The 25117-nt window shown below is 68.9% G+C and carries 25 protein-coding genes; 11 read left to right on the top strand and 14 right to left on the bottom strand.

Going from position 1 to position 25117, the window contains the following annotated elements; all coding sequences use genetic code 11:
* Window positions 1–47 precede the first annotated feature (47 nt).
* The 3 genes from ACS5PM_RS22000 to ACS5PM_RS22010 are packed head-to-tail and all read left to right on the top strand — an operon-like array spanning window position 48 to window position 2843.
* Window positions 48–1736, top strand: a complete 1689-nt coding sequence (locus ACS5PM_RS22000; protein WP_439389843.1) for a SulP family inorganic anion transporter — start codon at window positions 48–50, stop codon at window positions 1734–1736.
* 43 nt (window positions 1737–1779) lie between these two features.
* On the top strand, window positions 1780–1986 hold the full coding sequence (locus tag ACS5PM_RS22005) for a DUF3460 family protein (RefSeq protein WP_439389844.1): 207 nt from the start codon (window positions 1780–1782) through the stop codon (window positions 1984–1986).
* Window positions 1983–2843: a segregation and condensation protein A gene (locus tag ACS5PM_RS22010; protein WP_439389845.1), complete on the top strand. Its 861-nt coding sequence runs from the start codon at window positions 1983–1985 to the stop codon at window positions 2841–2843. Before ACS5PM_RS22005 ends, ACS5PM_RS22010 begins: the two co-directional genes overlap by 4 nt.
* Window positions 2844–2861: 18 nt before the next feature.
* Here the strand turns inward: ACS5PM_RS22010 and ACS5PM_RS22015 are convergent, their stop codons facing one another.
* From ACS5PM_RS22015 to ACS5PM_RS22035, 5 genes are all read right to left on the bottom strand, one after another.
* Window positions 2862–3662 (bottom strand): Crp/Fnr family transcriptional regulator, encoded by an 801-nt coding sequence (locus tag ACS5PM_RS22015; RefSeq protein ID WP_439389846.1) that lies wholly within the window; start codon window positions 3660–3662, stop codon window positions 2862–2864.
* Between the two features lie 95 nt (window positions 3663–3757).
* Window positions 3758–5197, bottom strand: coding sequence for a cytochrome c oxidase accessory protein CcoG (ccoG, locus tag ACS5PM_RS22020; protein WP_439389847.1), 1440 nt, complete (start codon window positions 5195–5197; stop codon window positions 3758–3760).
* Window positions 5198–5477: 280 nt separating this feature from the next.
* Window positions 5478–6158 (bottom strand): response regulator, encoded by a 681-nt coding sequence (locus ACS5PM_RS22025; protein ID WP_439389848.1) that lies wholly within the window; start codon window positions 6156–6158, stop codon window positions 5478–5480.
* Window positions 6159–6198: 40 nt separating this feature from the next.
* Complete coding sequence (locus tag ACS5PM_RS22030; protein WP_439389849.1) at window positions 6199–6657, bottom strand: MaoC family dehydratase; 459 nt, start codon at window positions 6655–6657, stop codon at window positions 6199–6201.
* A complete protein-coding gene (locus ACS5PM_RS22035) occupies window positions 6654–7277 on the bottom strand; it encodes a nucleotide-binding protein (protein ID WP_439389850.1) in 624 nt (207 codons plus the stop codon). Before ACS5PM_RS22035 ends, ACS5PM_RS22030 begins: the two co-directional genes overlap by 4 nt.
* 78 nt (window positions 7278–7355) lie before the next feature.
* On the opposite strand from ACS5PM_RS22035, the gene kefF reads away from it, so the two are divergent.
* Window positions 7356–7982, top strand: coding sequence for a glutathione-regulated potassium-efflux system oxidoreductase KefF (kefF, locus tag ACS5PM_RS22040; protein WP_439389851.1), 627 nt, complete (start codon window positions 7356–7358; stop codon window positions 7980–7982).
* Window positions 7982–9841: a glutathione-regulated potassium-efflux system protein KefC gene (gene kefC, locus ACS5PM_RS22045; RefSeq protein WP_439389852.1), complete on the top strand. Its 1860-nt coding sequence runs from the start codon at window positions 7982–7984 to the stop codon at window positions 9839–9841. Before kefF ends, kefC begins: the two co-directional genes overlap by 1 nt.
* A gap of 93 nt (window positions 9842–9934) precedes the next feature.
* Here the strand turns inward: kefC and ACS5PM_RS22050 are convergent, their stop codons facing one another.
* Window positions 9935–10591: a hypothetical protein gene (locus tag ACS5PM_RS22050; protein WP_439389853.1), complete on the bottom strand. Its 657-nt coding sequence runs from the start codon at window positions 10589–10591 to the stop codon at window positions 9935–9937.
* A 150-nt stretch (window positions 10592–10741) separates the two neighbouring features.
* Complete coding sequence (locus tag ACS5PM_RS22055) at window positions 10742–11320, bottom strand: malonic semialdehyde reductase (protein WP_439390061.1); 579 nt, start codon at window positions 11318–11320, stop codon at window positions 10742–10744.
* A gap of 37 nt (window positions 11321–11357) precedes the next feature.
* Here ACS5PM_RS22055 and ACS5PM_RS22060 point away from each other — a divergent pair, with 37 nt between their 5' ends.
* Window positions 11358–11792, top strand: coding sequence for a DUF1841 family protein (locus tag ACS5PM_RS22060; RefSeq protein ID WP_439389854.1), 435 nt, complete (start codon window positions 11358–11360; stop codon window positions 11790–11792).
* A gap of 84 nt (window positions 11793–11876) precedes the next feature.
* Here the strand turns inward: ACS5PM_RS22060 and ACS5PM_RS22065 are convergent, their stop codons facing one another.
* Together ACS5PM_RS22065 and ACS5PM_RS22070 are read right to left on the bottom strand one after the other, a co-directional pair.
* Entirely contained in the window at window positions 11877–13445 is a 1569-nt protein-coding gene (locus tag ACS5PM_RS22065; protein WP_439389855.1) for an ABC transporter substrate-binding protein, read from the bottom strand.
* 203 nt (window positions 13446–13648) lie between these two features.
* Entirely contained in the window at window positions 13649–14317 is a 669-nt protein-coding gene (locus tag ACS5PM_RS22070) for a c-type cytochrome (protein ID WP_439389856.1), read from the bottom strand.
* A 99-nt stretch (window positions 14318–14416) separates the two neighbouring features.
* On the opposite strand from ACS5PM_RS22070, the gene ACS5PM_RS22075 reads away from it, so the two are divergent.
* On the top strand, window positions 14417–15271 hold the full coding sequence (locus ACS5PM_RS22075) for an AAA family ATPase (RefSeq protein WP_439389857.1): 855 nt from the start codon (window positions 14417–14419) through the stop codon (window positions 15269–15271).
* A 122-nt stretch (window positions 15272–15393) separates the two neighbouring features.
* Window positions 15394–15987: a GNAT family N-acetyltransferase gene (locus ACS5PM_RS22080; RefSeq protein ID WP_439389858.1), complete on the top strand. Its 594-nt coding sequence runs from the start codon at window positions 15394–15396 to the stop codon at window positions 15985–15987.
* Between the two features lie 38 nt (window positions 15988–16025).
* Here ACS5PM_RS22080 and ACS5PM_RS22085 read toward each other — a convergent pair whose 3' ends face one another.
* The 5 genes from ACS5PM_RS22085 to ACS5PM_RS22105 form a co-directional block, all read right to left on the bottom strand.
* Window positions 16026–16805 (bottom strand): ABC transporter ATP-binding protein, encoded by a 780-nt coding sequence (locus tag ACS5PM_RS22085; RefSeq protein ID WP_439389859.1) that lies wholly within the window; start codon window positions 16803–16805, stop codon window positions 16026–16028.
* A 97-nt stretch (window positions 16806–16902) separates the two neighbouring features.
* Complete coding sequence (locus ACS5PM_RS22090) at window positions 16903–17694, bottom strand: ABC transporter permease (protein WP_439389860.1); 792 nt, start codon at window positions 17692–17694, stop codon at window positions 16903–16905.
* Window positions 17695–17719: 25 nt separating this feature from the next.
* The gene (locus tag ACS5PM_RS22095; protein WP_439389861.1) at window positions 17720–18151 is read right to left on the bottom strand and encodes a cupredoxin domain-containing protein; all 432 of its coding nucleotides are present in this window, start codon (window positions 18149–18151) and stop codon (window positions 17720–17722) included.
* Entirely contained in the window at window positions 18148–18735 is a 588-nt protein-coding gene (locus tag ACS5PM_RS22100) for an SCO family protein (protein ID WP_439389862.1), read from the bottom strand. Before ACS5PM_RS22100 ends, ACS5PM_RS22095 begins: the two co-directional genes overlap by 4 nt.
* Complete coding sequence (locus ACS5PM_RS22105) at window positions 18732–19763, bottom strand: ABC transporter substrate-binding protein (RefSeq protein WP_439389863.1); 1032 nt, start codon at window positions 19761–19763, stop codon at window positions 18732–18734. Before ACS5PM_RS22105 ends, ACS5PM_RS22100 begins: the two co-directional genes overlap by 4 nt.
* Window positions 19764–19868: 105 nt before the next feature.
* On the opposite strand from ACS5PM_RS22105, the gene ACS5PM_RS22110 reads away from it, so the two are divergent.
* From ACS5PM_RS22110 to ACS5PM_RS22120, 3 genes are read left to right on the top strand one after another with little or no spacing between them, the layout of a single operon-like run.
* Window positions 19869–21893: a S9 family peptidase gene (locus ACS5PM_RS22110; RefSeq protein WP_439389864.1), complete on the top strand. Its 2025-nt coding sequence runs from the start codon at window positions 19869–19871 to the stop codon at window positions 21891–21893.
* A 42-nt stretch (window positions 21894–21935) separates the two neighbouring features.
* On the top strand, window positions 21936–23105 hold the full coding sequence (locus tag ACS5PM_RS22115; protein ID WP_439389865.1) for a vWA domain-containing protein: 1170 nt from the start codon (window positions 21936–21938) through the stop codon (window positions 23103–23105).
* An 11-nt stretch (window positions 23106–23116) separates the two neighbouring features.
* Complete coding sequence (locus tag ACS5PM_RS22120) at window positions 23117–25102, top strand: autotransporter assembly complex protein TamA (RefSeq protein WP_439389866.1); 1986 nt, start codon at window positions 23117–23119, stop codon at window positions 25100–25102.
* Window positions 25103–25117 lie beyond the last annotated feature (15 nt).

Raw genomic sequence — 25117 nt, forward strand, 5'->3', positions numbered from 1 at the left:
TCCGGTGCGGCTCGTCATCGCCGCACACCCTGTCTCCCGGAGGACCCATGCCGCTGCCGATCTCACTTCACCGCTTCCGCCCACGTCTGGTTGACGCGCTGGCGGGCTATCGCCGTTCGCACTTCTTCGCCGACCTGGGGGCCGGCCTCACCGTGGGCATCGTGGCCCTGCCCCTGGCCATGGCGTTTGCCATCGCCGCAGGCGTCAAGCCCGAGCAGGGGCTGTTCACCGCCATCATCGCGGGCTTTCTCATCTCCGCCCTGGGCGGCTCCAGCGTCCAGATCGGCGGCCCGGCCGGAGCCTTCATCGTCATCGTCTACGGCATCGTCGAGCGATACGGCCTGGCCAACCTGCTCATCGCCACCTCGCTGGCCGGCGTGCTGCTGTTCGTGATGGGCCTGCTGAAGCTCGGCGCGCTGGTTCGCTACATCCCCGTCAGCATCGTCATCGGCTTCACCAACGGCATCGCGGTGCTGATCGGCCTGTCGCAGGTGAAGGACCTGCTGGGCCTGGCCATCCCCAAGCTGCCCGCCGACTTCTTCACCCAGATCGGCACGCTGGCGCGGCACCTCGACACCTTCAATCCCTGGGCCCTGGCGGTGGGCGGGGCCAGCCTCGCGATCGTCGTGCTGTGGCCCAAGACCTATGCCATGCCGATGGCCCCGGTGGGCGTGATGCAGAAGCTGCGGCGCCATGCCGCCCAGCTGCCGGGCACGGTGGTGGCGCTGGCCGCGACGACCCTGGCAGCCCACCTCCTTTCGCTGCCGGTGGAGACCATAGGCACGCGCTTCGGCGGCATCCCGCAGTCCCTGCCCGCCTTTGCCCTGCCGGCCTTCGAATGGGCCACCGTCAAGCAACTGGTGATTCCGACGGTCACCATCGCCTTGCTCGGTGCCATCGAGTCGCTGCTGTGCGCCCGGGTGGCCGACAACCTCACCGCGCTGCCGCGCCACGATCCCAACCAGGAGCTGATGGCCCAGGGCGCCGCCAACTTCGTCGCGCCTTTCTTCGGCGGCATCCCCGCCACCGGCACGATCGCCCGCACGGTCACCAACGTGCGGGCCGGCGCCGCCAGCCCGGTGGCCGGCATCATCCATTCGGTGACGCTGCTGGCGATCATGCTGGCGGCCGCTCCGCTCGCCCTGCACGTGCCGCTCGCCGCGCTGGCCGGCATCCTGCTCTTCGTGGCCTGGAACATGGGCGAGTGGCGCGAGTTCGCCCGCCTCAGGCGCTTCCTGCTGCCCTATCGCGTGGTGCTGCTCGGCACCTTCGTGCTGACGGTGGTCTTCGACCTCACCGTGGCCGTCGAGATGGGCCTGCTGGCGGCCTGTGCGTTCTTCATCTACCGGATGAGCGACCTGTTCCGCGTCTCGCCCCATGCCAGCGGCGAGCTGCAGCCGGGCGTGCAGGTGTTCGAACTCTTCGGCGCGTTGTTCTTCGGTGCGGTCGGCAAGGTCGAGGCCCTGCCATCGCAGGTGCCCGAAGGCACCCGAGCCGTGGTGCTCGAGATGCATCGGCTGATCTCGCTCGACACCTCGGGGCTGGACGCGCTGGAGCAGCTCCATCGGGTGCTCGAGCGGCGGGGCATCGCGCTGGTGCTGGCCAACGTCAACGAGCAGCCGCTTGGCCTGGTGCGGCGCTCCGGCTTCGAGGCGATCCTCGGCGCGCAGAACATCGTGCCGACGCTGGCGCATGTCCGGCTGGACGATGGCCCCCCGTCAGGGTCGGCCGGCTAAAATGGCCCGTTGCCCTGCCCCTCACCCGCCTGAGCCTCAAGCCATGCCGCTGTTCTGGAAACCCTACAAGTCCGACGTCACCCAGTTCATCGATGAGCTCAGGGCGAAGAAGCCCACGCTGGAGGCCGAGCAGCGCGCCGGCCGCGGCCTGCTGTGGGACCGTCCGCAGGACCGTGAAGCCCTGGCCGAATACTCTGCCGCCCGGGTGCCGCAGAAGCCCTACGTCTACCAGACCGAGCCGAAGCAGTGAGTTCGAGCGCGGGCGCGGCGGCGGCCGGCCTGCCGCCCCCGGTGGCGCCTGAAGTGGACACACCGCAGGAGATCGACGGCGTCGCGGTGGCCCGCCTGTACGGCGAGCCGCTGTTCGCGCTGCCGACCGACCTGTACATCCCGCCCGACGCGCTGGAGGTCTTCCTCGAGGCCTTCCAGGGCCCGCTGGACCTGCTGCTGTACCTGATCCGCAAGCAGAACTTCAACATCCTCGACATCCCGATGGCGGATGTCACCCGGCAGTACCTGCAATACGTCGACCAGATCCGCCAGCACAACCTGGAGCTGGCGGCCGACTACCTGCTGATGGCCGCGATGCTGATCGAGATCAAGTCGCGCATGCTGCTGCCGCCCAAGAAGACGGACGACGGCGCCGAGCCCGAGGATCCCCGGGCCGAGCTGGTGCGCCGCCTGCTCGAGTACGAGCAGATGAAGCTGGCCGCCGCGCGCCTGGACGCCCTGCCCCAGATGGGCCGCGACTTCTGGCGTGCCCAGGTCACGGTCGAGCAGTCGCTCGCTCCCCGCTTCCCGGATGTCTCGGTGGACGAACTGCGCGACGCCTGGCTCGACATCCTCAAGCGGGCCAAGCTGCACCAGCACCACAAGATCTCGCGCGAGCAGCTCTCGGTGCGCGAGTACATGAGCGTGGTGCTGCGCCGCCTGCAGGGCGAGCGCTTCGTCGAGTTCCAGGACCTGTTCGACGTCAGCCGGGGCACCCCGGTGATGGTGGTGACCTTCATCGCCATGCTGGAGCTGGCGCGCGAGCGCCTGCTCGAGATCACCCAGGCCGAGGCCTTCGCGCCCATCTACGTGCGCATCGCCTATACGCCGGCCTGAGGCGCCACCCCCTCGCGTTCACACCGCCGGATAGGCCAGGCGCTGCAGGCCATCGAGGTCATGCAGGGTGACGTCGTAGCCGCGCACCGCGATCAAGCCGTCATCGGTCAGGCGCCTGAACGCCCGCGAAAGCGACTCCGAGGTCGTGCCGAGGTGGCGTGCGATGGCCTGCTTGCGCTCGGTCAGCCGCAGCTGCGTGAGCCCATCCACATCCTTCTCGCAGGCTTGCCGCAGCAGCCAGCGCGCCACGCGACCGGTCACGTCGGCCCCGGTCAGGTCCTGCAGGTTGTCGTTGAGTTCGCGGATGCGACGCGCCAGCACGGCGGCGTAGGCCTGCGGGAAGGCCGGATCGATCGCGCAGGCCTCGTTCAGCGAATCCAGCGGGATGGCCAGCAACTCCACCGCGGTGCGGCATTCGGCCGCCTCCAGCCAGGTGCCCGGGGCCGACATCGCGCCGGCCGTCTCCAGCCATTCGCCCGGGGCGATGCCGCGCCGCTCGACGAACTGTCCGGAAGGAGCTCGCGCGCCCAGCGCGATCCGACCCCGCGCGAGCAGCCACCAGGAAGGCTCGGGACGGCGGGGCGTGGCGATGAGGAAGGGGCCCGGCGCGCAGCGCACGAGCCGCGCCGCATCGAGGAGATGCGCCACGACGGCATCGGACAAGATCGCCGGTGCGAAGGCCCGGCGCAGCAGCTCGGCCTCCGACAGGGGTGGCGCGAGTTCCACGCTCCAGCCGCGCGATTCGAGCGCTTGCGGCAAGGCGGGCAGCGAGTGAGTCGGTGTGTGGGTCGGCAGCATGGTGTCGTCCTCCAGGTCCATGCACCCGACTGTGGAGAGCCTTCGACGAAGAGGTTTTGCGACAACACAAACCTTGTTGCCGCGGCGCGAGGCCCCTCAGGGTCGTTGCTGAGGCCTCACTCCGGCACGTAGAAGCTCGCTGCCGCGCTGGCCTGGTCGCTCTTTCGGCCGTCCACGCGGCTGACCGTCAGCTGCACGGCATGAGAGCCCCGGCTTGCAGCCGCGGCCTGATCCTGCGGCAGTCCCAGCCGCACGGGCAGCGAGGCGATCCCCGCCGGCTCCAGCACCACTTCGCTGGCATCGAGCACCTGCAGACCCGGCAGCCCGGAGGCCTGCAGGCGCACGGTCTGCCGTTGCTCGCTGCGGTTGCCGATGTGGATGCGGTACAGATTCTCGATGCCGCCATCCTCGCCCTGGCGCGCCAGCGCAGCGCGGTCCTTGAGCACGTCGACCTGATAGGGGGCGCGGGTTGCAAGCGAGAGCACGAAGGCGAGACTCACGGCCGACAGCACGGTGAAGTAGACCAGCACCCTCGGCCGCAGCACGCGGCGCAGCATCTGCAGTCGCGTCCAGCCGCGCTCCATGCCCTGGGCCGTGGCGTAGCGGATGAGGCCGCGCGGCGCCCCCAGCTTGTCCATCACCCCGTCGCAGGCGTCTATGCAGGCGGCGCAGCCTATGCACTCGTTCTGCAGGCCCTTGCGGATGTCTATGCCCGTCGGGCAGACCTGGACGCACAGGGTGCAGTCCACGCAGTCACCTCGGCCGATGGCGCGTGCCTCGGTGTGGCGCGGACGCGAGCCGCGAGGCTCGCCGCGCGTCGCGTCGTAGGTGATGATCAGCGAATCCTTGTCGATCAAGGCACTCTGGAAGCGCGCGTAGGGGCAGATGTACTTGCACATCTGCTCGCGCACCCAGGCGGCGTTGCCGTAGGTGAGACCGGCGTAGAACAGGATCCAGAACACCGTCCAGCCCGAAAGCTGCAGCCCCGCGGCGGAGCTCGCCAGTTCACGGATGGGGGTGAAGTAGCCGACGAAGCTGAAGCCGGTGGCCAGGGCCAGCAGTCCCCAGGCCAGGTGCTTGCCGCCCTTGCGCCACAGCTTTTCGAGGCTCCAGGGCGCCTTGTCCAGCCGCATGCGCGCGCCGCGGTCGCCCTCCAGCCGGCGCTCTATCCACATGAACATTTCCGTGTAGACCGTCTGCGGGCAGGCGTAGCCGCACCACAGCCGCCCGGCCACCGCGGTGAACAGGAACAGGCCCAGGGCGCTGATGACCAGCAGCGCGGCGAGGTAGATGAAGTCCTGCGGGAACAACATCAGCCCGAAGACATAGAAGCGCCGCGTCTCCAGGTCGAACAGCATGGCCTGGCGCCCGTTCCAGGCCAGCCAGGGCATGCCGTAGAAGAAGGCCTGGGTGAGCCACACCATCACCCATCGCCAACGGTCGTAGCGACCGGTGACGCTGCGCGGGTAGATCTTGATCGGCGCCGCATACAACGGCATCGAGGCGGTGGTGCTTTTGCTGACGCCAGTCGCGCCAACGAGATCGGGGCAGGCCATGGAAAGGTGCAAATTGAATGCACCTATTTTCGGCGGAGATGCCTTCCGTCAAGGCGGGCTGCCGCCGCCGCGTTTGATCTGGCGCAAGCCACGACCCCTCAGTCGTCGCCCGCCCCCTGGCCCGACCTCCCCAACCCAGGGCGTGCGCGGATCCGGCTCTGCCGGTCCGCAGCGCGAGCCCCCCTGGGGGGCAGCCCCCGGAGGGGGCGTGGGGGCCAACGTTCCTTCCGCTGCGCGAGCTTCCCCTCGGGGGGCAGCCCCGGGACGGGGCGTGGGGGCCCTATTTATTCCGTCGCCTCTGGGTCATCTGGCCGACCGCCAGCACGGCCTGCGTGCGTGAGCTGACGCCCAGTGCGCGCAGCACCGCCTGCACGTGGTCTTTGATGGTCTCGACGGACAAGCCGAGGCGGCGGGCGATGTCCTTGTTGGACTTGCCCTGCAGCAGCAGGGTCAGCACGTCGGCCTGCCGCGGGGTGATGCCGAGTTCCTCGAAGGACGGCAGGCTATCGCCGCCGCCGGCGGGTGCGGCCGCCGCGGCCGGCGCCGGCTCGTCGGCGTCGCGCACGGGGTTGACGCTCATCGTGGGCACGAAGATGCCGCCGGCCATCACCAGCCGGATGGCATCGGCCAGGTCCTCAGTGGTCATGCGCTTGGGCAGGAAGCCCATGGCCCCCAGGTCGATCGCCTGGATGACGTCGCTGGCACGGTCCGACGAACTCAGCACGACGACCGACAGCTCGGGGTCGGTCTTGCGGACTTCGGTCAGGAGGTCGAAGCCGTTGGCGTCGCCGAGCTGCAGGTCGAGCAGCATCAGGTCGTGGTCACGCTGCACCTTCAGCGTGAAGCGCGCCTCCTTGGCGCTGGACACGGCGTTGACCACCACCCCCGGCACGAGGTTCTCGATCATCGCCTTCAGGGCGGACAGGATCAGGGGGTGGTCGTCGACCAGCAGGACTTTCATGGCGCCTTTGTTGTTTTGCCCTGCGGCGATCGTAGCGCGGTCAGGCAAAGCAACGCGAGATCGACTCCGCCACGCACACCGGCTTGTCGCCGCCTTCCCGCTCCACCTTCACCTCGACCTTCATCTGCGCACCGCCTCCGGCAAGCGGTTCGAACGCGAGCAGGCGAAATCGCGCACGCAGCCGGCTGCCCACCGGGACGGGTGCCGGAAAGCGCACCTTGTCGAAGCCGTAGTTCAGTCCCATGCGAACGTCGTCTATGCCGTAGGCGCTGGCGTAGAACCAGGGCAGCAGCGAAAGGGTGAGCAGGCCGTGGGCCACGGTGCGGCCGAAGGGGCCGGCGGCCGCGCGCTCGGCGTCGACGTGGATCCACTGGTGGTCGCCGGTCGCTTCAGCGAAGGCGTCGATGCGGGCCTGGTCGATGGTGATCCAGTCGCTCACCCCGAGTTCCTCGCCGACGAGGCCGGCGAGATCGGCCAGGCGCGGGATGCGCGCCGTCATGCGCGGGCCACCCATTCCAGCAGCGGCTCCCACTGCGCGAGGTCGCGCTCGACACGGCTGGGCGCTATGTCCCACACGGTCAGCCCGTGCGCGGCCACGTGGACGTAGTTCTGCGTGTCGCGCAGCGTGGCCACCATGGGCGCGTTCAGCGTCGCGGCGTACTCCTGCAACCGCTCCTGCGAGATGGTGTGGTCCTTCACCCTCATGCCGACCAGCCCGAGGCGGATGCGCGCGCTCTTCGGGAACTCGCGCAGCTCCGACAGGAAGGCATGCGTGGCCTGGATGTCGAACAAGCTGGGCTGCAGGGGCACCAGCATGATGTCGGTGACGTTCAGCAGCGCACTGAGCTTCTTGCCGTGCAACGCCGCCGGGGCGTCTATCACCACGTGGGTCGTGCCCTTCGGCGGGCGCACCTGGCCTGTGTCCTCGCGAATTTCCCAGTGGGTGATGCGTGGCGCGGCATCGGGCCGAAGCTTCAGCCATTGGCGGGCCGACTGCTGGCGATCCAGGTCGCCCAGCATCACCGCATGGCCCTGGCGCGCAAAGGCGCCGGCCAGGTTGGTGGCCAGCGTGCTCTTGCCCACGCCCCCCTTGGGATTCGCGATCGCGATCACCGGCATGCGCTCGATCCTCCTGCTGCCATCGGTTTCGCGGGTATGGTAACGGCCGGTCCCGCCCGGACCGACCCGGATCAACCCATGCCTCCACCCGCCCCGACTCCGCCGGAGATCGTCGTGCTCGCGGCTCATCCGCGCCTCGAGCATTCCCGCGTCAACAGTGCCCTGCTGCAGGCGGCGCGCGCCCTGCCGCCCGGTCGGGCCGACGTGCGGGACCTGTACCGCCTCTACCCCGACTACCTGATCGACGTGGAGGCCGAGCGTGCCGCGCTGGCCGCGGCGCGGCTGGTGGTCTGGCAGTACCCGTTCTACTGGTACGGCATGCCGCCGCTGCTCAAGCTGTGGCTGGACGAGGTCTTCGGCTGGGGCTGGGCCTACGGCCCGGGCGGCACGGCCCTGCGAGGCAAGGACCTGTGGCTGGTCGTGAGCACCGGCGGCGGCGAATCCGCCTACCACCCCAGCGGGCACAACCGGCACTTCATCGATGCCTTCTGGCCACCGGCCGAGCAGACCGCCGCGCTGGCCGGCATGCGCTTCCTGCCGCCGATGGTGATGCACGGCGCGCACCGGGTGCCTCAGTCGGACCTGGTCGCCCACGCGGGGCTGTACGCCGATCGTCTTGCCCGTTACCCGGACTGGCCCGAGCTCGCCGAGCTCGAAGCCGACACCAGCTGCATCGTCCCCGCCGGGGACCGGCCGGAGGACTGATGGAAGCCGCTTCGCACGCCTCCTCCACCAGCTGGCTGCTGACCAGCCTGGTCTACCTCGGCGCCGCCGTGCTGGCCGTGCCGCTGGCGCGCCTGGCCGGGCTCGGCTCGATCATCGGCTACCTGGCCGCCGGCATCGTCATCGGCCCCTGGGGCCTGCACCTGGTGACCGATCCGCAGACGATGCTGCACTTCGCGGAATTCGGCGTGGTGCTGATGCTGTTCCTGGTCGGGCTGGAGCTGGAGCCGCAGCGACTGTGGGCCCTGCGCCGGCCCATCTTCGGCTGGGGTGCCGTGCAGACGCTGGGCTCGGCAGCGCTCATGTGGGGCGCCGCCGTGGCCCTGGGTGCGGAATGGCGGCTGGCGCTGGTGGCTGCGCTCGGGCTGGCGCTGTCGTCCACGGCCATCGGCCTGGGCGTGCTGGCCGAACGCAACCTGATGGCGACCACCTCGGGCCAAAGCGTGCTCAGCGTCGCGCTGTTCCAGGATGTGGCGGCCATCCCCATCCTCGCGCTGGTGCCTATGCTCGCCGGCGAGCACGCCCAGGGCGGCGGCTGGCTGGGGGCGCTGAAGGCCGTGGCGGTGATCGCGCTCATCGTGCTCGGCGGGCGGCTGCTGCTGCGCCCGGCCCTGCGCTGGATCGCGGGCAGCAAGACCCCCGAGATCTTCACCGCCGCCTCGCTGCTGCTGGTGGTGGCCACGGCGTCGCTGATGCAGGCGGTCGGGCTGTCGATGGCGCTGGGGGCTTTCCTCGCTGGCGTGCTGCTGGCCGAGAGCGAATACCGGCGCGAGCTGGAGACCGACCTGGAGCCCTTCAAGGGCCTGCTGCTGGGCCTGTTCTTCATCGCGGTCGGCATGAGCATCGACTTCGGTGCGGTGTGGGCCCATCCCTGGTGGGTGGCGGGCATCGTCGCAGGCTTCCTCCTGCTCAAGACGGTCGTGCTCTGGGCCATGGGACGCCTGATGCCCATTCCCCCGGCCGAGCGGGCGGTGTTCGTGATCCTGCTCGCGCAAGGGGGCGAATTCGGCTTCGTCGTCTTCCAGGCCGCGGCCCAGGCGGGGGTGATCGAGGCGCAGACCTCGTCATTGCTGGTCGCAGCGGTGGCGCTGTCCATGCTGCTGACGCCCTTGCTGCTGGTCGCCGCAGACCGCTGGTGGGCCAGCCACCTCGGTGACCGGCGTGGTGGCGAAGGGCCCAAGCCGATCTCGGAAGCGCAGGACGCGCCCATCATCATCGCGGGCTTCGGACGCTACGGGCAGATCGTCGGCCGCCTGCTCTTTGCCAACGGCCTGCGGGCCACGGTGCTCGAGCACGACGCCGAGCAGGTCGAGAGCCTGCGCAAGTTCGGCTGGCGCGTCTTCTACGGCGATGCGACGAGGCTCGACTTGCTGCGCGTCGCCGGCGCTGCGACCGCCAGGGTGCTGGTGGTGGCGATAGACGACATGGAGCAGAGCCTGAAGGTGGTGGACGTGGCGCGCCAGCACTTCCCCGAGCTGAAGCTGGTCGTGCGGGCCCGCAACGCGCAGCATTGGTATGAACTGCACCGGCGGGGGGTGGAGCACGTCGAACGCGAGACCTTCGATGCCGCCTTGATGTCCGGGCGAACGGTGCTCGAGACCGTCGGCTTCGAGCCGCACCAGGCTCGCACGCTGGCCATGAAGTTCCGCCGTCACAGCATCGGGCAGTTGCACCGCATGGCCCCGCACTACGGCGGTGACCAGGCCAACCTCATCGCCCTGGCCAAGCTGGGCCGGCAGCAGCTGGAGGAATTGTTTGCCCAGGAGCGCGCGCGCCAGGCCGAGCGACCGGGAGGCACCGGCTGGCATGCGGCGGACGACGGGGGGCCCGGGGGAGCCTGAACGGCAAGCGCCCAAGGTGCGTGAGCTCGCCCGGGCCCATAGAAGAAAAGGCGGCACGGGGCCGCCTTCTTGGTCAGATCACGAGCTCAGGGGTCAGTTGCCGCTGGGCTTGTCGCTGCTCGGCGCCTCGGGCGTCGGTTGCGGGACAGGCATCGGCGATGGCGGCTGGATCGCCTGTTGCGCGGGCGCGGGCATCTCGGGAGCCGGAGTGGGCGTCACCACCGGTGGCGCTGGCGTCGCAGGCATTTCGGCGGGCATGCTGCGCGGCGCGGCCATCGGTTCCGGATCCGGCACCGCAGGGCGCGGGGCCGGAGTCACGGCGCGAGGAGCCGCACGCTCGGCACGTTCGGCGCGCGGCGCCGGGGTGGGCGGCGGCGGCGGCGCGGCGGCCGGCGTGGTGTCCGGGGGCGGTACAGCGGCGGACTGTTCGGCCGGCTGCGAAGTGGTCGTTTCGCTGCTGGTCGAGCCCGCCGACGGCGGGGCCTGGTTGATCATCGACTCGACGGCCGGGCCCTGGGCCAAGGTCGTCGTGGGTTGCTCGGACTTGTGGCTGAACTTGTAGTCCATGCCCACGGCCAGTCCCACCACGGCGACACCGATCACGACGGCGGGAATGAACTTGCGCTTGCCGGGGCTCTCCCACCGGGCCGTGGCGCGATCGAGTGGCAGATCCATGGAACTCCGGGCAGCCGTGTCGCGCTCGTCGTCCAGGGCGGAAAAGTTCGCTTGGGGGTAGGTCGGTTTGTCCATGGCCCTCAGCTTGAAGGGTTGACCGAAGGCCTGCCATGAGACGAGGCCACGAGCTGCTGTCGGCAGGCTCCTACAGCTAACGTGACCAGTCGTGAGCGCGGTGAGCGGATGCGTTCGACCCACGATCCGCTCCCCTCCGCTGCCCTGTTGTCAGGCCAGGATGCAGGCCTCTTCGAAGCTCAGCCGCGGGTCGCGAGGGCGTTGCCGGCTCGCATCGGCATGACCGAGCGTGCAGACGACGATGCTGCGCCGTGGCGTGGCGGGCCAGAAGGCCGCATCCACGGCACCGGCATCGAAGCCTCCCATGGGACCGGCATCCAGCCCCAGCGCACGCGCCGCGATGATGAAGTAGCCAACCTGGATGTGCGAGTTGCGCAAGGCCGCGTCGGTCACCTTGGCCGGATTGCCGGCGTACCAGGCGCGTGAATCGGTGTGGGGGAACAGCTTCGGCAACTGCGCCACGAAATCCAGGTCCATGCCGAGGATGGCGCTGACCGGCGCCTCGCGCACCTTGGCCTGGTTGCCGCCCGGGTTCATGCACACCGCCAGACGCTCGCGCGCCTCGGGCGTGCGAACGAAGACGATGCGCAGCGGTGTGCAGTTGCCGGAGGTCGGACCGAACTTCACGTGGTCGTAAAGCGCGCGCAGCGTGGTGTCGGGCACCTCGCCGGTTAGATAGGCTCGCGCGGTGCGGGCTTCGGTGAAGAGTTGTTCGGTGGTGACCTGCATGGGGAGGTGGTAAGACACGAAAGGCGACAATTGTCGAATGTTCCAGCCCTCCCAGCATGACGTGCGGCGCTTCTTCTGCGAAGTGGCCGCGAAGCAGAAGCAGCGCACGCCGCTGTCACCGATAGAGACGCTGGCCGGCGGCTGGGTCGACGAGCACCCCGAATACGCCGCCGATCTGGCCGACGTGGAGGCCGCACTGGCCGCCGAGTACAGCGTGGAGGCGGGCCGCACCAACCCCTTCCTGCACCTGGCGATGCACCTGACGATCAGCGAGCAGGTCTCGATCGACCAGCCCCGCGGCATCCGCCAGGCCGTGGAACTGCTGGCCGCCCGGCGCGGCTCGCTTCACGAGGCCCAGCACGAGGTGATGGAGTGCCTGGGCGAGATGCTCTGGGAGTCCCAGCGCAGCGGCCTGCCGCCCGACGGCATCGCCTACCTCGACAGGGTTCGCCAACGCGCGACCCGGGATTAGCCAAGCTTCTTGCGCGGCTCCGGCTCTGCCGGTCCGCTGCAAGCGCCCCCTGGGGGGCAGCCCCCGGAAGGGGGCGTGGGGGCCCTACATCTTGATCCACTGCCACTCGAGCCAGTTGTCCGGCCGGTGCACCACGGTGACGTTCTTGCGCGCCGCCCAGGGGATGAACTGGCGGTGCAGCGGAATGTGGTGCACCTGTTCGTTGTGGCGCAGCATGGCTTTCTTGATGAGGGCCTTGCGCTTCTCGGGGTCGACCTCCTTGCTGGAAGCCGCCACCAGAGCGTCGAGCTCGTCGTCCTTGAAGTTGCCGCGGTTGTAGTCACCGATGCCGCCGGTGCCGCGGTTGCGGTAGATCTGGGTGAAGGTGGTCTCCGCATCGGTGATGGAGCCGCCCCAGCCCAGCATGTACATCGAGACGTCCAGCTTCTCCTGCTTGGGGAAGTAGGTCGCCTTGGGCATGGCGTTGACGCGAACCTTGACCTTGATCTTCTCCCACATGCCGGCCAGGGCGACGCAGATGCGCTCGTCGTTGATGTAGCGGTTGTTGGGGCAGTCCAGCGTGACCTCGAAGCCATCCGGGTAGCCTGCCTCGGTGAGCAACGCACGGGCGGCGTTCAGGTCATAGGGCAGGCGCTTCTCGATCTCCGGATCATTGAAGTCGCCCAGCGGAGAAGGCATCACGGCACCGGTGGGCGTGGCCTGGCCGTTCATCAGTTTGGTGCGGATGGCCTCGATGTCGATGGCCTGGTAGAGCGCCCGGCGCACGCGCACGTCCTTGAACGGGTTCTTGCCCTTCACGCTGCTGTAGAGCAGCTCGTCGCGCGCCTGGTCCAGGCCGATGAAGATGACCCGGTTCTCGGGCCCGTCGATGACCTTCACGCCGTCGGTGTTGCGCAGGCGCTCCAGGTCGCGCGGCGGCGGGTCGAGGATGAAATCGACCTCGCCTGACATCAGCGCCGCCACGCGCGTGGCGTCGCTCTTGATCGGCGTGTAGACCACCTCCTGCACGTTGCCTTCGATCTTGCCCCACCAGTTCGGGTTGCGCTTGTAGACCGTCTTGATGTCGGGTGCACGGGAGACGAGGATCCACGGGCCGGTGCCGTTGGCGTGCAGCGCAGCGTAGGTCTCTTCCTTGTTGGTGAAGTCCTGCGGCTTGGTGACCTTGTGCTCCTCGCACCAGGCCTTGCTCATGATGTAGACCGTGTTCAGGTGCTCCAGGAAGATCGGATCGAACTGCTTGAGATTGAACTCGACCGTGTAGTCGTCGATCTTCTTCGGCTCGCCCAGGGCGGCGGCGTACGGGGCGATCTGCGAGGTCTTCTCCTTCGACCGATTCACCGAGAACACGACGTCGTCGGCGGTGAAGGGCTGGCCCTCGTGGAACTTGACGCCCCGGCGCAGCTTGAAGGTCCACTTCAAGGGCCCGTCCTGCTTCCATTCGGTGGCCAGTGCCGGCACCAGGCCGAGCTGCTTGTCGCGCGCCACCAGGAATTCGTAGACCTGGCCGTTCATGGCATTGGTGAAGGATTCGTTCTGCGACACCGGGTCCAGCGTCTGCGGATCGCCCTGGCCGGACCAGCGGAAGGTCTGCGCCTGGGCGGCACCCGAGGCCAGGGCCAGCGCAATCAGCGCGGCGGTGAATTGGCGATGCATCGGCTCTCCTCGACGCCCCGTTCATGGGGCAAGCGATGGCGAGTGTAGGCAAGGCCCGGGCCAGGACGCGGCGCGGGGTTTCCCGCGCTTCGGCCGGCACGGCGGGAGAGGACCCGCCGCGCAAGCCTGCGGACAACACCGCGTCAGAAAAACGAAAGCCGCTGCATGGGCAGCGGCTTGTCAGGAGGCGTTCGCCTGAAGGCTCAGCGGAACTTGCCGTGCGGCACCGTCTTCAGCTCGCCGGGCAGATCGGCGATGTAGCTGGCGATCTGCTTGATCTCGTCTTCCTTCAGGGGCTTGGCCATGGCGCCCATGGTCGCGTTGGCGCGGCCGAAGATATGGTTGCCTTCGGTCTGGTAGGAGCGCAGGGCCACCTGGATGTAGTCGGCGTACTGGCCGGCCAGCCGCGGGTTGGCCGGATCGGTCGTGTTGTTGAAGTTGGCACCGTGGCAGGCCACGCAGGCCGCCAGCTTGTCCTTGACCGCCGCCGGCGCTTCAGGCGCCGCGGCCGGCACCGCGGCCGCGCTGGCTTCCTTGCCGTTGGCCTCGTAGAAGGCGGCGAGGTCGGCGATGTCCTGGTCGGTCAGCGAGCCGGCCACGCCGCGCATGGACGGGTGCTTGCGGTCGCCCTTGCGGTAGGCCTCCAGCGCGGCGGCGATGTACTTGCCGTTCTGGCCAGAGATCTTGGGGACCTTGTAGATGACCGGGAAGCTCGCCTGGTAACCCACGATGTTGTGGCACCCGATGCACATGGCGTTCTTCTTTTCGCCCGCCTTCGCGTCGCCCTTGATCTCCTGCGCGTGGGCCAGGGAAGCTGCACCCACCAGGGTCGCGACGGCCAGCCAGAGGGTAGTTGCCTTCATGTTCTTCATCGCCGGGTCGTTCTCGAGCTCTCGTTCGAGCGGTGTTGACAAAGGGGGCCCGCCTTTGCGGTCGATCAAAGATTATAGGGGGCGCCCTATACTGCCCCGATGAAATTCGAAGGCACCGACAAGTACGTCGCCACCCCTGACCTGATGCTCGCGGTCAACGCCGCGATGACCCTGAAGCGCCCGCTGCTGGTCAAGGGCGAGCCGGGCACCGGCAAGACGATGCTGGCCGAAGAAGCCGCCTCGGCGCTGGGCCTGCGGCTGCTCGAGTGGCACATCAAGAGCACCACCAAGGCCCACCAGGGCCTGTACGAATACGACGCGGTGAGTCGCCTGCGCGACAGCCAGCTCGCTGACGTCGAGAATTCGGAGCGCGTCAAGGACATCCGGAACTACATCGTCAAGGGCGTGCTGTGGCAGGCCTTCGAATCCGATGAGCCGGTGGCGCTGCTGATCGACGAGATCGACAAGGCCGACATCGAATTCCCCAACGACCTTCTGCGCGAGCTCGACCGCATGGAGTTCCACGTCTACGAGACGCGGCAGACCATCCGCGCGAAGCACCGTCAGCTGGTCTTCATCACCTCCAACAACGAGAAGGAGCTGCCCGACGCCTTCCTGCGCCGCTGCTTCTTCCACTACATCAAGTTCCCGGATGCCGAGACGATGGGCCGGATCGTCGACGTGCACTTCCCGAACCTGAAGAAGGATCTGCTGGCCTCGGCCCTCAAGAGCTTCTACGACGTGCGGGGATTGCCCGGCCTGAAGAAGAAGCCGTCGACCTCCGAACTGCTGGACTGGCTCAAGCTCCTCGTGGCCGAGGACATCCCGGTCGAGGCCCTGCGCAGCCAGGACGACAAGGTGGCGCTGCCGCCGCTGGTGGGTGCGCTGCTGAAGAACGAGCAGGACGTGACCCTGTTCGAGAAGCTCGTCTTCATGCAGAAGCACAACCGTTGACCCCCACGCCCCCTCCCGGGGGCTGCCCCCCATGGGGGCTCGCGCAGCGGACCGGCAAAGCCGGATCCGCGCACGCCCTTGGAGTGGGCGACGCTGCGCGCGCCCCGAGCCGGACCAGCCCGATGATCAACGTTCAAGCAGTCACTTTGGAGAGGGCACCTGTGCGGCTGGAGCCGCTGGGGCTGGAGCATGAAGAAGGCTTGAAGCGCGCAGCGGCTGATGGCGAGCTGTGGAACCTGCGCTTCACCTCGGTGCCTGAGCCGGCGAACACGCGGGCCTACATCGAAGCGGCGCTGTCGCACCGTGAGGCGGGCCACCGCTTCCCGTTCGTGGTGATCGAATCGGCCACGGGCGAGGTGCTGGGCAGCACCAGCTACCACGACATCGTGCCGGCGGTCGACCGGCTCGAGATCGGCTGGACCTGGTACGCCCGGCGGGCGCAGCGCACGGCCGTCAACACGACTGCCAAGTTGCTGCTGCTCACCCATGCCTTCGACACCCTCGGCGCGAAGCTCGTGGGCTGGCGAACCGACAACTACAACTTCGCCTCGCAGCGCGCCATCGAGCGCCTGGGCGCGAAGAAGGACGGTGTGCTGCGCCACCACGCGCTGCGGCGCGATGGCACGGTACGAGACACGGTGATGTACAGCCTTACCGCCGGTGAATGGCCCGAAGTGCGCGCGCATCTCGAGTGGCAGCTCGCCCGGCCGCGCTGAGGCGGGCGCTCCGCCTTAGCTCGGCACCGGGAGCTGCGTCACAAGCCGAGCTCCTTCAGCAAGGCATCCCTCAAGTCCTGCGCCTCGGGGCTGGCCAGCCGGCGCGGATGCGGCAGGTTCACCTCGAAGCTCGCCTGGATGGTCGTCGGCCGAGGCGAGAGCACGAGGATCCGGTCGGCCATGTAGATGGCCTCGTCCACGTCGTGCGTGATGAGCAGGACGGTGTGGCGCTCTTCTTCCAGGATGCGCATCAGCTCGTTGCGCATGCGCAGGTTCATCAGCGCATCCAGCGCGGAGAAGGGCTCGTCCAGGTAGAGGATCTCAGGCTTGACGATGAAGGCACGCGCCAGCTCCACGCGCTTGAGCATGCCGCCCGACAACTCGTGCGGGTAGTGCGCCTCGAAGCCCTTCAGGCCGACCATCGCAGCGTAGTGGTCGGCCAGCGCGGCTCTCTCGGACGGATCAGTCTCGTGCCGTGCCCCGTTCAGCCCGAACATCAGGTTCTGCTGCACGGTCAGCCAGGGGAAGACCGAGCCGTGCTGCGAGATCACGATGCCGCGCGGGCTCGGGCCGGCCATCGGTGCGCCGTCGATCCTCACCTCGCCGCTGTCGGGCTTCTCGAAGCCGGCGATGGTGTTCATCAACGTCGACTTGCCGCAGCCCGAGGGCCCGACGATCGCAACGAACTCGCCGTCCCCGATGGCAAAGCTCACGCCCCCAATGACGGGCAAGGCGCCGAAGCCCTTGTGCAGTGCATCGACCTGGATCTTTGGAGCCAAGGGATTGGCGCGGATCTGGCTCTGCCAGTCCGCTGCCAAAGCCCCCTCGGGGGGCAGCCCCCTGGCAGGGGGGCGTGGGGGCTCCATTCCCCCCTCGGGGGGCAGCCCCCTGGCAGGGGGGCGTGGGGGTTTCATATCACCGGACATAGCGCCACCGCACCGTCTTGAGCTTCTCGAGCAGCCGCGTGATGCCGTCCAGCATCAGGCCAATCGTGCCGATGATGATCATCGCGGCGATCACCAGGTCGTAGCGGTTGCCGGCATTGCGCGAATCCATGATGAGGTAGCCCAGGCCTGAGCGCAGGGCGATCATCTCGGCCGCGACCACCACCAGCCAGGCCACGCCTATGCCGATGCGCATGCCGACGATGATCTCCGGCAGCACGGCCGGAATCACCACCTGTCGGAACAGCACCGAGCGCGGCACGCCGAAGTTGGCAGCGGCACGCAGGTAGCGCCGGTCGATGGTGTGCACGCCCGAGGTCGTCTGCACGATCAGCGGGAACACCGAAGAGATGAAGATGAGGAAGATGGGCGAGACCTCGCCCACCCCGAACCAGAGGATCGCCACCGGGATCCAGGCGATGGGCGAGATCGGCCGCAGCATCTGGAAGATCGGGTTGAAGGTGCGATAGGCAGCGCCGACCCAGCCCATCCACAGACCGAGGGGGATACCCACCAGCACCGCCAGGCCGAAGCCCGCGCCGACGCGGAAAAGCGATGCGCGGATGTGCTCCCACAGCGTGCCGTCCTCGACCAGCTCCATCGCGCCCGTCACCACCTGCCACGGGGTCGGGAAGATGGCGCTCTCGGTCTTCACCACCACGGCCCACCAGACGGCGACGACCACGCCCAGCACCATCAGTGGCGGCAGCACCTTGCCCAGTCGCTCGCCCAGCGGGTGGACAGTCCTTGCATTCGCGCTCAACGCGCCCTCCTTCGTGATCCACGGTTCATTCCCTCGCCCTCCAATGCCGCCAGCGCCATTGCAGCCGCGGCCAGCCGGGCGGCGGCGTGGGGGCCACCACCACGGTCATCTGCCCGCTCGCATGCGCGCTGCAGGCGAAGCTGTAGGTCGAAGCCACTTCGAATGGCAGGCGAAAACTTTGCCCCGGCATGATGACCACCGGCCCGAACTGCTGCGGGACCTCGTCGTCGTTGCGCAGCAGCAGGATGTCGTCCAGGCCCAGCGTCAGGTCGATGCGGTCGGGCAGGATCTCGACCTTGTTGCCCGCCATGCGCCGCGCCCAGGTGCCCTTGGGGATGACGAACAAGGCATCACGCGTATCCGCGCGGACGGGCGCGAGGGCGGCCCAAGCCAGGCCGCCCAGCAGCACCGTCACGAGCAGGCCGACGGCCCACCAGGCGATTCGCCGAGCGCTCACCGCGCCGCCAGCAGCCGCTGGAAGTCGTGCACGAAATCCTTGGCTTCGTGCCCGTAGGGCATCAGGGCGCGCAACCGCCCCTCGCGGTCGATCAGGTAGACCGAGCTGGAGTGGTTCATCGCGTAGCCGCCGCCGGCCATGGGCACCTTCACCGCCGTGACGCCATAGCGCTTGAAGACCTCGGCCAGGGCCGCCGGCGTGCCGGTGCCGCCGACGAAGGTCTTGTCGAAGGCGCTCAGGTAGGCGTTCATGGCCGCGAGCTCGTCCCGCTCGGGGTCGACCGTCACGTAGACGACCTGCACGCCTTTCGCTTCGGCGCCCAGGCCCTTGCGCGCTTCGGCCAGCGTGGCCAGGGTCGTGGGGCACACCGCCGGGCAATGGGTGAATCCGAAGACCAGCGCGACCACCTTGCCGCGGTAGCGAGACAAGGCCAGGGCCCCTCCATCGGTGGCCTTCAGCGCGGCCAGCTCGGGCGCCTGCTGCGGCGGATCGAAGACCCCTGCCTTCAGCTCGGGCGCCCCGGCGGCCTGCACGGCGAGGGCGGCGCACACCGCCACCGCCCCCAGGGCAGCACGAGCCTTCACAGCGCGATCGGGGCCGCCTTGGCGGCCTTGGCAAAGCTCTCGTCCACGTACTTCTCGTAGGGCACGGGCGCCTTCAGCGTGCCGGCCTCCATCGACAGCTGCATCAGCTCGTCGAACTCGGCGCGGATCATCCGCAGGTCGCCGTAGGTCACGCGATCGGTCGGGTTCTCCATCACGAACTTCAGGATGTTCGGATCCTGGTTGAAGAACTTGCGGCCGGCGGCGATGGCCACCGCCTTGTCGCGGTTGGCCTGTTGCTGGTCCAGCCACTGCCCGGCGCCGAGCACGTGGTCGACCAGGTTCTGGACCAGCGGGCGGTTCTCCTGGATCAGCTCTTCGCGCACCGTCAGCACGCAGCAGATGTAGTTGCGCCACTCGTCGCGCGTCATGCGCAGCGGCGTGGCGTAGCCGGCCCGCTGCGCGGCAGCGCCGAAGGGCTCGCCGGTGCAGTACGCATCCACCGCCTTGGCGTAGAGCGCCGCCGGCATGTCTGGCGGCGGCATCTCGACGATCTGGATGTCCTTGGGCGTCATGCCCTCGCGCGCCAGCATCTTGCGCAGGAAGAGGAAGTCGACGGCGAAGCGGCTCGGGATGGCGATGCGCTTGCCGGTGAGATCCTTGAACTTCTTGTAAGGCGAATCGGTGCGCACCATGATCACCGCGCCGGAGCGGTGGCCCAGCGAGACGATCTTGACCGGGATCTTCTTGTCGGCCAGGTCCATCACCAGCGGCGCCAGCATGTAGGCCGCCTGGATGCTGCCGGTCATCAGCGACTCCTTCACCTCCGGCCAGCCGTTGTACTTGCTGTACTCGAAGGCGAAGGCCGGGGCGGCGCCCTTGGCGTTGGCAGCGGCCCGCGCGGTGCAGGCCACGGGCAGGGTCAGGTTGCAGGTGACGGGCAGGCCGCCGACCAGCAGCGGCGAGGGCGCGGCCCAAGCGGGCCAGGTCGGCAGCAGCGATGCGGCGGCTGCCCCGCCCAGCAGGCGGCGGCGGGACGGCGAAGCAGGTAAAGAAGCGTAAGAAGACATCGGCTCACCTGGGAAGACCCACCTGACCAGCGGGTCCGCCATTGTCGCCGAGCGGCATACTGTCGGGCTCACCCGATGCCGGGGCCGACCTCAACGAAATCCACGATGGCCAAGAAGAAGTTCGATGTCGATGCATTGTGGAAAGTCGAACGGCTGGGATCACCCAGCCTCGGCCCCGACGGCGCCCAGGCCGCTGTGTCGGTCACCCGGCACGACATGGGGGAGAACAAGGCCCACGCCTCGCTGTGGCTGCTGTCCACCCTCGGCGGCCGGCCGCGCCGGCTGACCCACGCCGGCGACAAGGATGGCCACCCGCGCTTCTCGCCCCGAGGCGACCTGATCGCCTTTGTCGCCCGGCGCGAGCAGGAGGGCCACAAGGACGACGAGCCCCAGCTCTACGTCATTCCCCCGGATGGCGGCGAGGCCCGCCGCGTGGGCAGCGTGCCGACCGGAGTCGAGGCCTTCAAGTGGTTCCCCGACGGCAAGCGCATCGCCTTCGTCTCCTACGTCTGGCCCGAGCTGCGCGGCGCCGCCGCCCAGGCCAAGGCCTACAAGGCCTGGAAGGACCGCAAGGAAACCGGCTACGCCACCAGCGAGGCCACCTACCGCCACTGGGACCACTTCATCCCCATGGGGCGGGTGCCGCACCTGCTCGTGATCGAGGTCGAGAGCGGCAAGGTCGTCGACCTGTTCGAGGGCACCAGCCTCGAGCTCAGCCGCACCGAGCCCGATGCCGAGTCCTTCGACATCTCGTTCGACGGCCGGCGCATCGTCTTCTCGCACGACCTCTCGCCGCTGCACCCGGTGGATGCCTGCCACGCGATCGCCGAAATGGAGGTCCGCAGCCGCCGTGTCACCGAGTTGGCGCGCGACCCGGCCTGGGACCTCACCGCCCCGCATTACAGCCCCGACGGCGAGCGCCTCGCCTTCCTGGCGGCCAACCAGGGCCGCAAGCACACCATGCCGCGCCAGCTGGCGCTGATCGAGCGCGAAGGCGGGCGCTGGCAGCGCCGCTGGGAGGTCGTCAGCGCCGAGTGGGACCACGAGCTCAACCCGCCCCTGCGCTGGGAGGAGGACGGCCTGGCCGTGCTCTTCCTCGCCGAGCAACGCGGCCGCACCCACCTCTGGCGCTTCGACCTGGCCGACCGCCGCGCGGAGATCGTCGTCGAGGGCGGCACCCTCGGCGGCTTCGACAAGGCCGCCGGCACGCTGGTGACCTTGGCCGATACCGCCGACCATCCGGCGCGCCTGACCGCCCATCTGCCGGGCGAGCAGCCGCGCCGCATCGAGACCTTCAACGACGCCCTGCTCGCCGGCTACTCGCTCGGCCCGCACGAAGAGCGCTGGATCACCGGCGCCCAGGGCGACAAGGTGCAGATGTGGGTCTTCTACCCGCCGGGCTTCGACCCGAAGAAGAAGTACCCGGTGATGCACACGCTCCACGGCGGCCCGCACACCGGCCCGGGCGACCACTGGCACTACCGCTGGAACTACAAGCTCTTCGCCGCGCAGGGCTACGTGGTGGTGAACGTGAACTACCACGGCTCGTCCGGCTTCGGCCACGTCTTCCTCGACTCCATCACCCACCGCTGGGGCGAGCTGGAGCTGCAGGACATCGAGGCCGCCACCGACTGGGTGCTCAAGCAGCCCTGGGCCGACCGCCGGCGCGTGTTCGCCACCGGCGGCAGCTACGGCGGCTTCATGGTGGCGTGGATGAACGGCCACCTGAAGCCCGGCCGCTACGCCGCCTACATCTGCCACGCCGGCTGCTTCGACTGGACAGCCATGTTCGCCGACGACGCCTACGCCTGGCATGCCAAGGAACTCGGCGCCTGGTACTGGGACGACCTGGCCCGGGTGAACGCCCAGAGCCCGCACGCCTTCGCCGGCGCCATGAAGACGCCGACGCTCGTCATCCACGGCGCCCTCGACTACCGCGTGCCCGACCAGCAGGGCCTGGCGTACTACAACACGCTCAAGGCCCGAGGCGTCGAGGCGCGGCTGCTGTGGTTCCCCGACGAGAACCACTGGATCCTCAAGCCGCGCAATTCGAAGCTCTGGCACGAGGAGTTCTTCGGCTGGCTGGCCGCGCATGACCCCGGGCCGCGCAAGCCCTCGGCCAAAGGCTGAACAGCCGTGACTGTGGCACCATCGCCCGGACCCTCCCGCGCCATGCTCACCGACTTCTTCTTCACCCTTCGCGCCGCCAAACTGCCGGTCTCCGTCAAGGAGTACCTGACCCTGCTCGAGGCGCTGAAGGAAGGCGTCATCGGCCCGTCCATCGACGACTTCTACTTCCTCGCCCGCACCACGCTCGTCAAGGACGAGGCCCTGTTCGACAAGTTCGACCGCGCCTTCTCGGCCTACTTCAAGGGCGTGGAGATGCTGACCGACTTCGGCAAGGAAATCCCGCTCGAATGGCTGCAGAAGATCCTCGAGAAGGAGCTCAGCCCCGAGGAGAAGGCGGCCATCGAGAAGATGGGCTGGGAAGAGCTGATGGACACGCTGAAGAAGCGCCTCGAAGAGCAGAAGGAGCGCCACGAGGGCGGCAGCAAGTGGATAGGCACCGGCGGCACCAGCCCCTTCGGCCACGGCGGCTACAACCCGCAGGGCGTGCGCATAGGCGGCCCGGGGCGCAACCGCAGCGCAGTCAAGGTCTGGGACCAGCGCGCCTACGCCGATTACGACGATTCACGCGAGCTGGGCACCCGCAACATCAAGGTCGCGCTGCGCCGGCTGCGCCGCTTCGCGCGCGAGGGCTCCGAGCTCGAGCTGGACCTGGACGACACCATCCACGCCACTGCCGCCAATGCAGGCCTGCTGGACATCAAGCTCGTGCCCGAGCGGCACAACAAGGTCAAGGTGCTGCTGCTGATGGACGTGGGCGGCACCATGGACGAGCACATCCACCGAGTGGAGGAGATGTTCTCGGCCGCCAAGAGCGAGTTCAAGCACCTGGAGTTCTTCTACTTCCACAACTGCGTCTACGACTTCATGTGGAAGAACAACCGCCGGCGCTTCAGCGAGAAGACGCCCACCTGGGACATCATCCGCAAGTACAACAAGGACTGGCGGCTGATCCTCGTCGGCGACGCGACGATGAGCCCCTACGAGATCCTGCAGCCCGGCGGCAGCGTCGAATACAACAACGAGGAGCCTGGCGCCGAATGGCTGCAGCGGCTCACGCATGCATTCCCCAAGTACGCCTGGATCAACCCCGAGCCGCAAGGCGTCTGGCAGTACCGGCAGAGCATCGCGATCATGCAGCAGCTGATGCACCAGCGCATGTTCCCGCTCACCCTCGCCGGGCTCGAAGGAGCGATGCGCCTGCTGAGCAAATGAAGCGGGCACGCTTGCTGCCATTCCTCGTGCTGGGCGTTTGCCTGGGCATGGCCGCGCCAGCCTGGGCGCAAGAAGAAGCCCCGCAGCCTGTCGCCACGCCCGCAACTACCACCGGCCCGGTGCCTCAGCTCGAGGTCGTCGCGCCCGGGGACCTGCGCAAGCTGCTCGAGCGGCACCTGGACCTGGCCCGCGCCATCGCCGACCAGCTCGCCACCCAGCAAGCCAGCCGCCCCGCAGCCGCTGCCCCGGCCGCGTCCGCCGCCAGTGCGCCGGACTCGGCCATCGAGATCAACGAGGCCGAATGGTCGCGCCTGATCGCCGCCGCGCCGGGGCAGGCGCGCCAGCTGGTCCAGACCGAGGGCTATTTCGCGGCGCAGGCCCAGGTCGAGCGCCAGGGCCGGCGAGTCGTGCTGACGCTGGAGCCGGGGCCGGTGGCCCGGGTCGACAAGCTCGTCATCGACATCCAGGGCGAGCTCGGCGACGCACTGGAGCGCCGCGACCGCGGCGCGCGCGAACTGCACAACAGCCTGCTGCAGGACTGGGGCCTGCCGGTCGGGGCAGCTTTCCGCCAGGCCGACTGGGCCAGCGCCAAGAACGCGGTGATCGCCCGCCTGCACGCCGAGGGCTATGCCGCGGCCACCTGGAGCGGCACCAGCGCCGAGGTGGTCTCGCCGGGCGAAGGGTCGCAGGTGCCCCAGGTGCACATCTTCGCCGTGGCCGACTCGGGGCCGCTCTTCCTGGCCGGCGGGCCGGAGACGATCGTGGTCCAGGGCCTGGCCGTGCACGACGCCGAGCGGGTCCGCGCACTGGCGGGCTTCGGCGAAGGCGCTCCGCTGACCGAGTTGCGCCTGCTCGACTACCAGGAGCGGCTGCTGCGCACCGGCCTGTTCGACCAGGCCGTCGTGACCCTGGACACCGACGCCGCCGCCGTCGGGCAATCGCGCGTGCTGGTGCAGCTGAAGGAGGCGCCGCTGCAGAACGCGACGCTGGGCGTGGGCTACGGCACCGACACGGGCCCGCGCGTCAGCGCCGAGCACATCCACCGGCGCGTGTTCGGCTTCGCGGCCACCGCCCGCAACAAGATCGAGTACGGCCGCGACAAGCAGGCCTGGGACGGCGAGATCTCGCTGCACCCCAACGAGAAGATGCAGCGCTACCTCCTCGGCGGCACCTACGAGCTGCTCAAGACGGACGAGGACCGCACCATCTCGCAACGCGTGCGCCTGGGCCGCTCCGAGGACCTTCCCCGGCTGGAGCGCCTGGCCTTCGTGCAGGTGGAGCGCAGCAACGAGTGCACCTACGTCGACAGCACCTGCACCGACCCGCTGACGCTCAAGGCCGTGTCGGCCAACCTGCACAACACCTGGCGCCGCCTCGACAACGAACTGCTGCCCACCCGCGGCTATTCGCTGAACCTGCAGATGGGCACCGGCTGGGCCACCGGCGAGGCACCGCAGCGCGTGGCGAGCGAGCAGCCCGCCCCCGGCCCGTACGCGCGGCTGTACGGCCGGCTCACGGGCTATTGGCCGCTGCCGCGCGGCTTCTACGGCGAGGCGCGCGTGGAGCTCGGCGGGGTGCTGTCCAAGAACGACGTCATCGTGCCGGACTCGCAGCGCTTTCGCGCCGGCGGCGACGACTCGGTCCGCGGCTACGACTACCGCACCCTGGCCCCCACGACGCCCGAAGGCGGCCTGACCGGCGGCAAGCTGCTGTTCACCACCAGCGTGGAGGTCGCGCACCCGATCTCGCGCAACCTGCCCAGCATCTGGTGGGCCGCCTTCGTCGACGCCGGCCGTGCCGCCGACAGCATGGGCCGCACCTCGGACCCCAGCGACCCGGATGGGAAGCGCACCCTGCCCGGCCTGCGCGAGCCGGCCGTCGGCTATGGCGTCGGCGTACGGTGGCGCAGCCCGGTGGGCCCGCTCAAGCTCGATCTCGCCTACGGCCAGGAACTCGCGCAGTGGCGGGTGCACCTGAGCGTGGGTGTCGCCTTCTGACCGCGCGATGAATCC

It is taken from the genome of Ideonella flava (genome assembly GCF_051857595.1).
Classification (GTDB): Bacteria; Pseudomonadota; Gammaproteobacteria; order Burkholderiales; family Burkholderiaceae_C; genus Ideonella.